Origin of the sequence: Aedoeadaptatus coxii, assembly GCF_001553115.1 — a bacterium.
Taxonomy (GTDB): domain Bacteria; phylum Bacillota; class Clostridia; order Tissierellales; family Peptoniphilaceae; genus Aedoeadaptatus; species Aedoeadaptatus coxii.
The window spans coordinates 21,138-35,810 of sequence record NZ_KQ960181.1; the positions used below are offsets into that span (position 1 = coordinate 21,138).

Genomic DNA, 14,673 nt, shown 5'->3' on the forward strand with positions numbered 1-14,673 from the left:
CTATTCTCTCATTATATCAGAATAACGCCCTCGATTCTTCGATCAATGGTATAATTCTTGTAGGTGATTAAATGAACAGTGTACCCATTCATACATTGGCTTCGGATAAGCTTTATCTCTTGGCTACCATTAAGCAATCGGGCGGCAATATGAGTCGTCGCGCCCTCCAAGATACTATTCTCTCCGAAGGGCGAATGAATTATTTTTTCCTGTGCCAATATATTTTAGAACTTGTCGAGGCGAATTTTCTTTCGGAACGAGGAGATGATTTGCTTCTTACCCGTGAAGGCGAAGAAGCCTTCGCTATGTTTGCCGATCAATTAAATGACGACGACGCAAAAGCATTTCAGGTAGAAGATGTGGATTACCGCATTACCCGCGACGGCGAACATATTACTTACGAAAAGAGAATCGACGGCACCATGGTATTTTCCCTCTCGATTTTAAATTCCGAATCGACGGATATATCGGAAGAGCATAAAAAGGACATCATCGAAAACTTCATTCAGTGCATCAAAAAAGCGAGCATCTAGTGCCCGCTTTTTTTAATGATTACCATTGGCGATCATTATTTCCGTTATTGTTTACACTTCCCGGTATATTGCTGCCAATTTGATTGGCGATACTCTTTTGTTTCTTTTCTTCGAAATCTTTACGAGTTAAAACATCTACGACTTCCACATTTAATTCCACGAGGTTTAAGCCCGTCATTAATTTTAATTGTTGAGAAGCGTATTGTCTTAATTCGTCGAAAATACGAGGAGCGGATTGACCGAATTCCAGGAACATTTTGACGTCCAATACGACGTCTTTCCCGTTAATGGTGGCGTCTACGCCCTTGGTGGAATCGGATCCGCGGAAGCCTTCGGTAATGCCTGAAATCAAGCCGCCCTTTAGATCGAGCACCCCTTTAATATCTCTCGCCGCGAGGGAAACAATCTTTTCGACGACGGAGTTATTGAAAATTAAAGAGTCGCGGTGTTCTTCTTCCACTGCCTCTTCGCCGGGTACTTCCGGTTGATCTTTTAATTCTTCTTGAATATCTTTTTGTTTGTTTACATTTTCAGCCATAATAAACGTCCTTTCTTATCCTAAATTTTTCAAAAACTTCATGACAATCGGATGGCGGTCAAAGAAGCCGCCGACGACAAAACCGACGCCAATTAAAATAGCGAGCAACAAAGTTTTAAAAAAACCGATGGTAATCAATAATATGCCGACGATTAGCCCGATGGCCATTCCCGTCGTCGTCTTTCTGTAGCGGTTCATCAAACGTTGCGCATTGCCTCTCATGGGGCTTTCCGACATAGGGTTGCCGCTACGGCCGTCGATTAAATTTCCCGAGGGGGAAATATCGTAATCGCCGACATAGTGAAATTGATTTTCTGAAGTTTGCGTAAATAGTCTCATCTCATCACCCCGTAACCTTTTCATTGTCAGGTTCTTCAGGATCCGTAAATGTAACTTCCACATCGCCTACGGGAAATCCGACATACGTTTCGAGATCTTCGCGCACGCGGGATTGCAAATGTTGCGCGAGGGCTTGAAGATCTTCCTGCTCATGTACCCTACAGGTTACCTTTGAGCGAACTGTCGGATTCTTGCCGCCGTGAATGCTTACCGCCACATCAGGCTTCGATACCTGATGAAAACGACGCACCGAATAGTCGACGACGGATTTTACGGAGGATTCCGTTAAATAGACCTCGCCGTCGGCATTTTTCATTCGAATGCTGCGCTCTCTCGTCTTCACTACAAAAGCGCGAAGAAAGAGGAATAAGCCGTAAGCTGCTGTAATCGACGCCAAAACGGCTACGAGGTAAAAGCCCCACTCTTGATTTAAAATTGAGAGCAAGCTTTGTTGAGCCGATGCCATGCCGATCAGATTTCCATAGATGGAAAAGAAGCAAATACAGGCAAAGAAGAGAAGTATTATGGCCACTATAATATCCAGCGCCTTTTTACTTTTTCTCATGTTGAGCCTCCCTTTGGCGCGCAAGAATGCGACGCCACTTTTGTTTACACTCTAAATGTACCCATTACGCTTTAAAGTATGCAAAAATCGGGAGTTTTCCGAAAAAACGCTTCTATTTTAATTTTCAAGTTGAGATTGAACGAAGGCCATCCGTTCTTCTAAATTGGACAGATTGTTTTTATGGTTTTGAAGTTTTTCTCTTTCCTTTTCAACCACTTCCGGTTTCGCCTTGCTGACGAAGTTTTCGTTGGCGAGCTTTTTGTCCGCCCGTTCGATTTCGGATTTCGTCTTTTCAATATCTCGCGCCAAACGTTCCGCTTCTTTTGCGTAGTCGACGAGATCTTTCATGGGCAGGAACAATTCAGCTTTTTCAGTGACCACGGAAATTACATCGTCGGATACATCTTGGCGATTGTCAATAAGCTCGATTTCCGTAATATTAGCGAGGTTGACGAAGTGTCCTTCCATTTCTTTGTAAAGAGCTTTGCGCCCGTCGTCACTCGTTAAAACGTAAAGTTTGCTCTTGCGGAAAGGTTCGATATCCATTTCCGCCTTCGCATTGCGGATGCCGCGAATGGCTTCCCGAACGACGCCAATGCTTTGAACATCTTCGTCAAAAGCATATACTCCGGTTTCCGGCCATTGAGCGCCGATTAATTCCCCTTCCGTACCGGGTAGGAAGGAATAAATCTCTTCGGTGATAAAGGGCATAAAGGGATGAAGCATGGTGAGAATTTTTTCGAGAACATCGAGAAGCACGCCGTAAACCACTTCTCTGTCCTCGATGTCGTCGCCATAAAGACGCGGTTTTACCATTTCAATATACCAGTCGCAATATTCGTCCCAAATAAAATCGTGAACCGCTTCGGCGGCAAGGCCGATATCGTATTTTTCGATTTTCCCTGCCACATCGGCAATGGTTTCGTCGAGACGGGTTAAAATCCAGCGATCTTCGCCGCGAAGTTTATCCCGTTGTACTTTAGCGTGTTTGAAATCTTCGGGGAGATTCATAAGCACAAAGCGAGATGCGTTCCAAAGTTTATTGCAGAAATTACGATTATTTTCTACGCGCTTGTAGCTGAAGCGCATGTCGTTGCCCGGCGTAGTACCCGTAACCAATGTAAAGCGCAAAGCGTCGGCGCCGTATTCGGCGATAACATCCAAGGGGTCGATGCCGTTTCCTAAACTCTTGCTCATTTTACGTCCCTGTTCGTCGCGAACGAGCCCCGTCAAATAAACGTCTGTAAAGGGAAGTTCGTCGGTCAGTTCGAGGGCGGAGAATACCATACGAATAACCCAGAAGAAAATAATGTCGTAGCCCGTGACGAGGACGTCGGTGGGATAGTAGTATTTTAAATCTTCCGTATTATCCGGCCATCCCATCGTGGAAAAAGCCCAAAGAGCGGAACTGAACCATGTGTCCAGCGTGTCCTCATCTTGGCGAACATGATGGCCGTGACAAGATGCACATTCCTCTACAGGTTCTCTCGAAACCATAATCTCGCCGCAATCGTCGCAGTAGTAAACGGGCAGGCGATGACCCCACCAAAGTTGTCTCGAAATACACCAGTCGCGAATGTTTTCGAGCCAGTGGGTGTAAATTTTTCCGAAGCGTTCCGGCACGAAATGGAGATCGCCTTTTTCGTATGCTTCGAGGGCGGGTTTCGCCAATTTTTCCATGGCGACGAACCATTGATTGCTGAGCATCGGTTCGATTACCGTTTTGCATCGTTCGCAGTGGCCGACGGCGTGGTGGTGATCTTCGATTTTAACGAGATAACCTGCCGCGTCCATATCGGCGACAATGGCTTTTCGCGCTTCCGAACGTTCCATGCCGGCATATTTCCCGGCATTTTCGTTTAAATGGGCCGTTTCGTCCATAATCAGGAGCTGACCTAAATCGTGACGTTCCCCGACGCCGAAGTCATTGGGGTCGTGAGATGGCGTAATTTTTACGGCGCCAGTACCGAATTCGGAATCGACATAATCATCGGCGACGATGGGAATGGTGCGATCGAATAAGGGCAGGTGAACGTGTTTGCCGACGAGATCTTTATAGCGATCGTCTTCGGGGTTGACGGCTACCGCCAAGTCGCCGGGAATGGTTTCCGGGCGGGTGGTGGAGATTAAGATTTCCCCTTCTTCCCCTTCGATGGGATAGCGGAAGGTCCACATCTTGCCGTCTTCGTCCTCGTGTTCAACTTCCGCATCGGAAAGCGCGGTTTTGTCGTGAGGACACCAGTTGATGATGCGATTGCCTCTGTAAATCAAATCCTTTTCGTAAAGGCGGAAGAAAAATTCTTCGACGGCTTTTGAAAGTCCTTCATCTAATGTAAAGCGATCTCTGGACCAATCGCAGGAAACGCCGAGTTTTTTCAATTGGTTTTTAATATTTCCGCCGTATTCTTCCGTCCACGCCCACGCTTCTTCCAGGAATTTTTCCCTTCCCAAGCTTTCTTTCGACTTGCCTTGTTTGCGAAGACGTTCCACAACTTTTACTTCCGTAGAAATCGAGGCGTGGTCGGTGCCGGGAATCCAAAGGGCGCTGTAGCCTTTCAACCGCTTGAAGCGAATTAAAATGTCTTGCAGCGTGTTGTTCATGGCATGGCCCATGTGAAGATTGCCCGTTACATTTGGCGGCGGCATAACGATGGTAAAAGGCTTTTTGCCCTCCGCTTGATCTTTTTCTCTGTCGGGGGTAAAGGCGCCGTGATCCATCCACGCCTTATAAATTCTCTCTTCAAAATCTTTTGGATCATAGGTTTTTTGCATATCGTTCATAAATCCTCCTAATACAAAAAACCCCATCCTAAAAAGGACGGGGTTTCCGCGGTACCACCTTTGTTCCGCAATCTGCGGCGCTCGAACTCGGTAACGGCGAGTACCGTTGCTTGCGCAAATGTCGTAAGGGCGACCTTCAGTCGTTTTCGCAATTGCTCACACCAAACGCAATCTCTCTTAAGCGAAAATGGGACTTACTCCTCCCCTACCAAATAGTTACATACATTATAAAAACTTTCCCTACCTGCGTCAAGGAATGTTTAAAACTGCGCAAATCCAACCTTGCGATACACTTTTCGCAACGTACGTTGCGCAAGATGGGATGCTTTTTCAGCGCCGGTCTTGCAAATGGATTCGAGCATGTCCTTATCTTCCCGAATTTCCTTATATCGTTTTTGAACGGGCGCAAGACCTTCTACAACAGCTTCTGCCACGGCTTCTTTCAATTCGCCGTAACCTGCTTGAGCAAATTCCTTTTCCGCTTCTTGTGGCGTAATATGTTTAAAGGAACTGTAAATGTCTAAGAGATTTTTGACGCCCGGTTGATCGTCACTGTAGTGCACCTCGCCGATGGAGTCGGTAACGGCGCGTTTAATTTTGCGGCGAATAACATCGGGCTCATCCAAAATTAAAATAAAGGCATTTTCATCTGCATCGGATTTGCTCATTTTAGAGCTCGGGTTTTGGAGGCTCATAATGCGTGCCCCTACCTTCGGCGCTAAAATATCGGGGATCGTAAAGGTCGGTGAATAGCGCGTGTTAAACCGTTCGGCGATGTCGCGGGTAAGCTCGATATGTTGACGTTGGTCTTCCCCTACCGGCACATAAGACGTTTGATAAAGCAAAATATCCGCTACCATGAGCACAGGATAATTTAAGAGACCGGCGTAAACTTCTTTTTGTTTTTGAGACTTATCCTTAAATTGGGTCATACGATTTAATTGACCTACGGATGTAATCGTGTTTAAAACCCATGCAAGTTCCGTATGCTCCGGCACTTGGGATTGAATGTAGAGAATGCTTTTATCTGGATCGATACCGCATGCCACATAAAGAGCGATCAAATCCAATGTGCGGCGGCGTAAATCCGCCGGCTTTTGAGGCACGGTAATGGCGTGCATATCGGCGACGCAATAAAGGCAGTTATAATCTTTTTGCAATTCCGAAAAATTACTGAGGGCGCCTAAATAATTGCCGATGGTTAAACTTCCGGAAGGTTGAATGGCTGAGAATACTATTTTTTTATCCATAAGGATCTCCTTTGATTAGGCTTGTTCTTTTTGGGCTTTTCGCTCTAAAAGTGCTTGGAACTTTTTCTCTACTTGATGGCGAATCTCCTCGAGGTCCACGCGGGTAAAACGTCTATCCCGCATGACGAACTCGCCGTCGATCATCACGTGCTTTACATCTTCCGATTGGGCGGAATAGCAAAGGGCGCTGATTAAATTATTAATGGGCGTGAAACTGGGCGAATCTAAATTGAAGCAGGCGATGTCCGCCTTTTTGCCCTCTTCGATAGAGCCGATTTCATTTTCAAGGCCAAGGGCATAGGCGCCGTTAATGGTGGCCATGCGTATGACATCCGCCGCCGATACGGCTTCGGGATTCATGGTAACCGCCTTATTGACGATGCTCGCTATGTGCATTTCTTCCAACATGTTTTGATTATTGTTGGAGCTGTCTCCGTCGGTTCCCAGGGCGATACGGAAACCTTTCTCCAGGAAAGTTTGCACCGGCGTAAACCCACTGGCCAATTTTAAATTGCTGGAGGGATTGTACACCGGGAAGAACTTGGATTTGTCGACCAGATCCATTTCCTCTTCCGTCATGTGCACGCAGTGGGCGGCAATGGTGTGCACTTCACCCAGGCCGAGGCCCATCATATAATCTACGGGCGTCTTGCCGTAATTTGCCACACTGTCTTCCACTTCTTTTTTTGTTTCGGAAGCATGTAAATGGAGCAGGCCGTCCATTTCCTTCGCCAAAGAAATAATCTCTCGAATGTAATCGCCGCTGCAAGTGTAAATAGCGTGAGGTGCCGGCGCTACGTGAATTAAATCATTCCCTTTCCCGTGGCAGGACGCGTAGAGCATACGTGTCTCTTCCAATTTTTCATCGCCGCTTCCGTCGATATCCGTCAGACCGCGGGTTAACAAACCTCGCATGCCGATTTCCACGGCGGCATCGGCGACGCGATCCAATTCGTAATACATATCGCAAAAGGTCGTGGCGCCGGAGCGAATACCTTCCGCCATGGAAAGCAAACTCGCCCAATAAATATCATCCGGCGTCAAATGAGCTTCCAAAGGCCAAATCGCCGTCGTTAGCCAGGTGTTTAAATCCATGTCGTCGGCATAATTTCTAAAAAAACTCATGCCGAGATGGGTGTGGGCGTTGACAAAACCGGGCACGAGAAGAAGATTCGATCCGTCGATTTCCTCTCCGCCGGATAAACTGCCTCCCTCTCCAATGGTTTTAATCTTTCCGTCCATGATTTCAATGTCCTTGTTCTCTCGAACGACACCTTCGATGACGTCGATAAAACGCGTGTTTTTGAAAATAGTATGCATGTTCCACCTCTTTTTTCTCATAGTGGTAGTATAACATAGGAAAAGACGTGATGTTAGGGGATTCAACCCTTTACATATGGAAATTTTTCTTATATAATAACTGAGGTTCTAAATTATCGCGGCAAATTATAATTTAGGAGTGAAAGATAATGGCAAAAATGATGGGACCTAGATTTAAACAATCCAGAAGATTAGGTCTAAACGTATGTGGACACCCGAAAGCAATGAATCGAGCAGGTAGAGGTACCGCTCGTTCCGATAAGAAGTTAACCGAATACGGTAAACAATTATTGGAAAAACAAAGACTTAGAGCATACTACGGCGTCATGGAAAAACAATTTTTCCGCTATGTCACTGAAGCTCAAAAAGCCGAAGAAGAAACCGGTCCCGCACTGGTTAAACGCTTAGAAGTCCGCTTAGATAATTTAACGTATCGTATGGGATTTGCATCTTCCATTCGTCAAGCAAGACAAATGGTTACCCACGGTCACATTCACGTTAACGGAAAGAAAATCAACATCCCCTCTTATCGAGTAGAAGTCGGCGATGTTATTTCCTTAAGCGAACGTGGACGCAAAGTTGACATGTTCAAAGAAAACTTTGAAAACAACTTCGTCAACAGCTATCCCTACATCACGAAGGAAAAGAACAACAAAGCTACTTTAAGTTCCGAACCTGCTCGTGAAGATATTCCCGTTGAAATCGAAGATCAACTGATCGTCGAATTCTATTCCGGAAAATAATGAAAATTGCGGAGCTTTCCGCAATTTTTTTATTTGACATTCTTTAAACGTAAACTAAGGAAGCGAGGAAAATATGTTTCAGTTTGAATTTGGTACGGACCACTACCACCACATTCACTTTATCGGCATTGGTGGCATCAGTATGTCCGGCTTGGCGGCTTTAATGCTTTCAAAAGGCTATAGCATTTCCGGCAGCGATCAAAAAACCTCCTCCATTACCGATCATTTAAAAGATCTCGGTATTACCGTCTATGAAGGACACGATCCTTCAAACATCAAAGGCGCAGATCTTATCGTCTACACAGACGCCATCCACATGGACAATCCAGAATACCGCGCGGCGGTTCAACAAAAAATCGACATCGTCGACAGGGCAACTTTTTTAGGCGCCATTATGCGAAACTTCCACGTTTCCATCGCCGTATCGGGCACCCACGGCAAGACGACGACCACATCCATGATCGCCACCGCCATTAAAGACGCCCCCTTCTCCCCCACCATTATGGTCGGCGGAAACCTCGGCGAAATCAGCGGCAATGTGCGCATCGGCACCGGCGATTTCTTCCTTACGGAAGCCTGCGAATACCGTGCCAATGTGTTGAAATACTTCCCCTCTACGGCGATCATCTTAAACATCGACGAAGACCATTTGGATTTCTTCGACAACATCGATCACATTTTAGATACCTTTAGAAAATACGCCGGCAATTTAGGAGAAGGCGACACGCTGATATTAAACAAAGACGACGAAAAAGCGTACAGTATGCGCGAAGCCACCAAGGCGAACATCGTCACCATAAGCATTAAATCCGACGCGGATTACATTGCGAAAAACATCGCCGTCGATCCCGAAACAGGCCACACAAGTTACGACCTCGTCATTCGCGGAAAAGACTGCGGCCATATTGCCATGCGCGTCATGGGCCTTCATAACATTACCAATTCTCTGGCGGCCATTGCGGCATGTGTGGAAAACGGCGTTGCCATAGAAGATGCGGTTAAAGGTGTGCAAAGCTACCACGGCGTGGGAAGACGTCTGGAATTTAAAGGCGTCGTCGACGGCATTCGCGTCATCGACGATTACGCCCACCATCCGACGGAAATCGCCTCCACCCTTCACGCCTTAAAACCTACCGTGAGCAATCGCCTGATCTGTATATTCCAACCTCACACCTACACGCGCACCAAGCTGCTCTTGGACAGTTTCAGCCACAGCTTTAAGGAATCGGATATTACCATCATCGCCGACATTTACGCGGCGAGAGAAAAAGATTACGGCGACATACACTCGAAAACATTAGTCGAAGCGGTCAAAGCCAATCACGACCAAGCCCTTTACATCGGCGAACAAGACGGTATTCTGGATTATATAATGAAAAAATCCAGACCGGGCGATGTGATCCTTACCATGGGCGCCGGCGACATCTATCGTGTCGGCGAACGCTTCTTGGAAAACTACGAACCGCAAAAATAAAAATGAAGAGAAGTTAAAAGCAAAAATCCGACATCCCATAACGATGTCGGATTTTTTTATATTAGAAAACACTCTGTTAGCAGAACGACGTAACGTCGAAATCTTTGTAAATTATATGTGTGGCACATTTAAAGGCGTTAAATAGAACTTCTTTTCATAAAGCACGCATGTCACTAACCGCACCACTTCATTCGTCAAATCCATTGGGCTATAGTGAACGTCAGGAAACGAGAGCAGAAACGGATGACGATAACGGAGAGAAAATTGTTTAAAAGAAGCCGCAGCCTCCTTAAAAAGGCGGCTCAGAATCTTACAGAAACGGAGAAAGGTCTTGTCGCCGCCATGCACGAAAAGAGCGATTCCATTCGACCGCTTACATCTTAACAAAAGGCTTTTATACCTACATCTTTTCTCACAAAAACTAAGAAGCAGCTACTACTGCTCTTTCAACCTGGATAGAAGAGGCAAATAAAAGTATGCTAAATGAGTGGCGCTTCTGCTTGCGAGCCTATAGAAACCAGTTCGAGGTGATTACCAACAGCTTTAATTGCCTATAGAGGAACGGCTACGTAAAAAGAACACAGAAAGTGAAGCGTGTCGCCTTTGGGATTCGTGACTTTAATCATTACCGAACGAAACTGCTTTTCGTTTGTTTAAAGTATCAGTAATGGAAGGCGTTTAGAAAAACAAAAAGGAGCCTGGTTTTCACTAGACTCCCTATGATTGACATAGAACCAAAAAACTAGAGCTCAATCGTATAACATGTGATCAGCCTCTAGTTTTTCGGTTTTGGTGTAAAATGATGAGCTAGTTTCCTTGTTTTAAATCGTCAGCTTTAATCCAACTCTCTTAATTTCTCAACTTGTTTAATGAACTCTCTCAACATACTACAAAGCTAATGATTAAATAGATAGTCTTTGTACTCATCATCTAAATTTTATTTCAATAAAATCTACTCAGCATTTCTTCTAATTGAAGTTTGAAAAATATTTTGCTTTGACATTAGACAGTAATCAGGTAATGTGGTTTATATTAAAAATTAAAATACCGTATTTCTATTAAAAACGACCGATGTTAAATAATACTTGTGCAACTTGAGCGCGTGTAAAACTGGATTTAGGTCTAAAATAGCCATCTTCCATGCCTTTAATAATTCCTTTACGTGCAAGTTCATTAACACACTCTTGAGCCCACGGAGCAATGGCTTTGTTATCTATAAACTGAATAGTTTGAACTTCAGTAATATTCTTTCCCGATTCTTTAAGGAAATTTGACATCATTACTGCCATCTCTTCCCTAGTTATCGCACGGTTCGGATCAAATTTCCCTGCTCCAGTACCGTGAACTATTCCTTTTTCAGCTGCCCAGATAACATAGGAGGTGTAGTAATTTGTATCAAGATCCTTAAATGGATTTTTTGTGAATTTTGATTGGTCAACTTGTGCCATACGACCAAGGACGGTTACAAAATCTGCACGGGTTATCGGTTGATTTGGAGCAAATAAATTATTCCCAATACCTTTAAAATACCCCTTTATAGCAACGTAATTTATTGCATCCTTCGCCCAGTGATTTATTGCATCGCTATAACTGATCATAGGTATTTCCGGTTCTTTTATCTTTTCCACAGATTCATTTCCAATTTTACTATGCTTGCTTTTGTTCGATTGCTGAGTTGACTCTCCAGTCACGGGGCTTATTGGTGTAAGACTAATATAGTTGTCCGATGAATTATGGTACTCAACTTTAGGATCTACTTCATGATTTACTGAATCACTTGTCTGATTTTTAATTATATGATTCGAAATAACGTAATCTGCAAAGCCTGTCGCATCAATTCTTATATACCTATCAAGACGATCTATTTCAAGTGGCGTATATTTGCCATCTTCATATTTATATGCAAATAGATTCGTATATGCCTCCTCCTCTGGTTTTAATTCAATAACTAATTTTAAGGGATTAATCAAATTTTCTATCGATTGATTTTCTTCATATCCTTTTATAGCAATTCTAATAATTTCATTGTCTTTTGTCTGTTTGCCAGTTACTTCAAGCCGGAACTTCGAATCATGGTTTTTCGTAGATAGTAAACTTTCCAATCTTTGTACTTCTACCTTACGATCACACTTTTTAATATAATCAAGATCGATGAGTTCAAATCCTTTGTTATTTGCCAATTTTTTAATTGTTTGATTGGCTTTATGGCTAAAAATGTAGAACTTGTCATTATGAGATTCATTTGACACAGTATTATTTTTAGACGCTTTAAGAAATTTATCTTTAAATACATCTTTTCCTACTTTAATATTTCCTGGTATATATGCAGACTTCAAATTAAATGCAAGTGAAAAACTTTCATCTCCAATGCTTTTTAGACTACTTGGTAACTCTAAATAATCCAAGTTTGAACACATGCCGAACCCCTGATAGCCAATAGTTTGTAATGTCTCCGGTAAATATAAATCTCTAAAACTTGTATTGGCAGACATCCCACATTTTTCAACCGTCTTCAAGTATCTTGGTAAAATGATAACTTTCGCTGATTCTAAACCTGCTACAGCATGCTCTGGAATTTCAGTAATAGCATCCGGTAATTTCAATGATTTCAAACTTTCCATTTCATAAAAAGATAGATTTCCGATCTTTTTCAAGTTTTTTGGCACATTAATTGATGGCAATTTTTCCGTTGCTAAAAATGCGCCAGCACCTATGTATTCAACAGTATCAGGCACATTGATCGATTCTAAATTGTGGCAATCTTGAAAGGCAGAGGGTTCAATTCTTTTTAAACCCTCCGGTAATATTACCTTTTTTAAATGATTAAGGTGTGTACCAAATGCATATTCACCAACAATCTCTGTATCTTTTTTTACTATAACCTCTTTTTTTGCTTGAGGGGCATAAAGTAAACTTTTACCTTCATATATGCAGCCTTCATAAGATTGAAATCTCGTATTCTTTGGGTTGACATTTATTTGTTTCAACTTTTCATTAGAAACATCGGAACGGCTCTGGAATAATTCTGGAATAATTGATCCTGGATCTATCTCTGTAAATGTTGATGGTAAATTAATTTCTTCTAAATTATTCATATTCAAAAACGCGAATTTTCCGACATGTGTAACTGCTTCTGGTATATCTAGTCGTTGAATAGAACTACAGCCTGAAAACGCTCCATTTTCAATACTTCTTAGTTTCTCTGGAAATCTTATGTTTCTTAACGATCTGCAACCAGCAAAAGCACTCTTATCTATAACACTGAGCTGATTAGGTAACTCAATATTTTCCAATGCAGTACAATTTTTGAAGACAGCTTTCCCAATGAGAGACGTTTTGTTATCTATGGTTATTTCTTTCAAATTTACACAATTTTCAAAGGCATTATCTTCGATTTTTTCTACATTTTTTCCGCAAACAATTTTCCTAATCTTTTGATTGTTTTTGAAAACGGATGAGGATATTGTAGACACGTTATCGGGAATAGTAATTTCTTCGTCATGTCCGCTATAAGCGACTAGCTTTCCATTTTCTACTTTAAATAAATCTGATAAATTATCAACTTTTACTCTAATATCTATACATGCTAGCTTATTACCACCAATAGCAAGTATCTTAGTCTTGCCAATTTTCATGGCTGTGATTTTTCCGCCTTTATCAACTTTTGCAATATTAGGGTCTATCGAAAAATAATTAACGGTATCAAAAGATACATCTGCAGGCTTCTTTGATAAAATGGGTGCGTATACTTCATCCGGCTTTAAATCTTTTGATTTTTCAATAAAGCTAAACTCACTATAGGAGACAAATGTCGATTTGTCATTAAACTTCAATTTACACTTAGTAGGTTTTTTATTATAGATAGCATCATAGTGACTTTTGAAGTTAGAACTCAAGCCTCCAAAGTATGAAATATTCATGTTATCAGTTAATGATTTGCCTATATTAGCGTTATCATTGTCTATAACTAAGTACTTAAAACTTGATCCGTTATCTCCTGCAACAGAGTTTCCTATAGATGTTACTGAAGAGGGTATAAAAAGACCTTGAAGGCTATAACATGTTTCAAATGCACTTGAACCGACTGTTTTCAAGCCTTTATTTAATGATACTCCAAATAGTTTAGTGTTAAAAAAAGCACTGTTCCCTACTTCTTTCAATGTGGATGGAGTCTTTAAAAATACCAGGCTTGAAGAACTAAATGCCGATTTCCCGATTTTTTCTACACCCTCAGGTAGCTCAATTAAGTAAAGAGATTTGCAATTAGAAAATGCTTTCTCACCTATTTCTTTAAGTTTATTTCCATCAATACATACTTCTTTTAATTCTTTGCAGTTATAAAATGCATCTTTCCCAATATAAGTAACCGTTTCAGGTATGATGACCTTTTTTAAACCTTTACCCAGAAACGCTTTTTCACCAATTTCTCTTACCGTATCTGGGATTATAACATCTTGTGCGTTTCCTTTGTATTCTGTTAAAATACCATTATTAATTACAAATTCATTCTGAACAGAACCATTTATAAGGTTATCTTTATCTGTCTGGGCATACACCAATCCAGCCGAAGATACTGTAACTACACAAACTGATAAAATTAAAACCATTAGCGATGAAATTACATGTTTATTCATGTTTCCTCCTTTAAAACTAGGTTCATGGAAAATCTCAAATAGCGCAACACTAATTATGATAATCATTACCACTTTCTGTTAGTCTAGCACGCTCTATTTTGTTTTGCAATAATAAAATAAATTAGTTCCGAATTAGCTATTTGAGCCTGGCTACCTGAACTTAACATTTAAGTGCAATTAAAGATTCTATACTATCCATTGGAGTAGAGTAAATCTAGAGTGACCCCATAAATCGAGTAAGCATTTCGCTTGCTCGATTTTGGTTTACATATCATTCGTTCTATGCGGATTGCATCTGTTCGCGGTATTGTTTCGGACTTAGGCCTCCTAACTTTTCTTTGATTCGGTCGTTGTTGTAGTAGTGGATAAAGTCTTCGATCGCTCGCACGAGTTCTTGCCGGCTTCGATAGACGTGGTCTGCATAGATTTCTCTTTTCAATACACTGAAGAAGTTCTCCATGAGTGCGTTGTCGTAGCAGTTGCCTTTTCTCGACAT

Annotated in this window: 12 protein-coding genes and 1 other annotated feature; of the genes, 4 read left to right on the top strand and 8 right to left on the bottom strand. The window is 42.2% G+C overall.

Annotated features, from left to right (window positions below; translation table 11 throughout):
• Positions 1 to 71 precede the first annotated feature (71 nt).
• Positions 72 to 533, top strand: a complete 462-nt coding sequence (locus tag HMPREF1863_RS05805; protein ID WP_068368457.1) for a DUF4364 family protein — start codon at positions 72 to 74, stop codon at positions 531 to 533.
• 19 nt (positions 534 to 552) lie between these two features.
• Here the strand turns inward: HMPREF1863_RS05805 and HMPREF1863_RS05810 are convergent, their stop codons facing one another.
• From HMPREF1863_RS05810 to HMPREF1863_RS05835, 6 genes are all read right to left on the bottom strand, one after another.
• Complete coding sequence (locus tag HMPREF1863_RS05810; RefSeq protein WP_068368460.1) at positions 553 to 1,071, bottom strand: Asp23/Gls24 family envelope stress response protein; 519 nt, start codon at positions 1,069 to 1,071, stop codon at positions 553 to 555.
• A 15-nt stretch (positions 1,072 to 1,086) separates the two neighbouring features.
• Complete coding sequence (locus HMPREF1863_RS09245; protein WP_068368463.1) at positions 1,087 to 1,410, bottom strand: DUF2273 domain-containing protein; 324 nt, start codon at positions 1,408 to 1,410, stop codon at positions 1,087 to 1,089.
• 4 nt (positions 1,411 to 1,414) lie between these two features.
• On the bottom strand, positions 1,415 to 1,975 hold the full coding sequence (gene amaP / locus HMPREF1863_RS05820; protein ID WP_068368466.1) for an alkaline shock response membrane anchor protein AmaP: 561 nt from the start codon (positions 1,973 to 1,975) through the stop codon (positions 1,415 to 1,417).
• 117 nt (positions 1,976 to 2,092) lie between these two features.
• The gene (locus HMPREF1863_RS05825; RefSeq protein ID WP_068368468.1) at positions 2,093 to 4,756 is read right to left on the bottom strand and encodes a valine--tRNA ligase; all 2,664 of its coding nucleotides are present in this window, start codon (positions 4,754 to 4,756) and stop codon (positions 2,093 to 2,095) included.
• Positions 4,757 to 4,786: 30 nt separating this feature from the next.
• Positions 4,787 to 4,976, bottom strand: a binding site (T-box leader).
• A 40-nt stretch (positions 4,977 to 5,016) separates the two neighbouring features.
• The gene (gene trpS / locus HMPREF1863_RS05830) at positions 5,017 to 6,006 is read right to left on the bottom strand and encodes a tryptophan--tRNA ligase (protein WP_068368471.1); all 990 of its coding nucleotides are present in this window, start codon (positions 6,004 to 6,006) and stop codon (positions 5,017 to 5,019) included.
• Between the two features lie 15 nt (positions 6,007 to 6,021).
• Positions 6,022 to 7,326 carry an amidohydrolase gene (locus HMPREF1863_RS05835; protein ID WP_068368474.1) on the bottom strand — a complete coding sequence of 435 codons (1,305 nt, stop codon included), beginning with the start codon at positions 7,324 to 7,326 and terminating at the stop codon, positions 6,022 to 6,024.
• Between the two features lie 149 nt (positions 7,327 to 7,475).
• Here HMPREF1863_RS05835 and rpsD point away from each other — a divergent pair, with 149 nt between their 5' ends.
• The 3 genes from rpsD (at position 7,476) to HMPREF1863_RS08935 (ending at position 9,927) form a co-directional block, all read left to right on the top strand.
• Positions 7,476 to 8,069: a 30S ribosomal protein S4 gene (gene rpsD, locus HMPREF1863_RS05840; RefSeq protein WP_068368477.1), complete on the top strand. Its 594-nt coding sequence runs from the start codon at positions 7,476 to 7,478 to the stop codon at positions 8,067 to 8,069.
• 73 nt (positions 8,070 to 8,142) lie between these two features.
• Positions 8,143 to 9,543, top strand: a complete 1,401-nt coding sequence (murC, locus tag HMPREF1863_RS05845; protein WP_068368480.1) for a UDP-N-acetylmuramate--L-alanine ligase — start codon at positions 8,143 to 8,145, stop codon at positions 9,541 to 9,543.
• A gap of 189 nt (positions 9,544 to 9,732) precedes the next feature.
• Complete coding sequence (locus HMPREF1863_RS08935) at positions 9,733 to 9,927, top strand: transposase (RefSeq protein WP_083508536.1); 195 nt, start codon at positions 9,733 to 9,735, stop codon at positions 9,925 to 9,927.
• A 674-nt stretch (positions 9,928 to 10,601) separates the two neighbouring features.
• On the opposite strand, the gene HMPREF1863_RS05850 is transcribed toward HMPREF1863_RS08935, so the two are convergent.
• The gene (locus HMPREF1863_RS05850; RefSeq protein WP_068368483.1) at positions 10,602 to 14,177 is read right to left on the bottom strand and encodes a leucine-rich repeat protein; all 3,576 of its coding nucleotides are present in this window, start codon (positions 14,175 to 14,177) and stop codon (positions 10,602 to 10,604) included.
• Between the two features lie 280 nt (positions 14,178 to 14,457).
• A partial coding sequence (locus HMPREF1863_RS05855) for an IS3 family transposase (RefSeq protein ID WP_068368486.1) occupies positions 14,458 to 14,673 on the bottom strand: 216 nt, incomplete at its 5' end.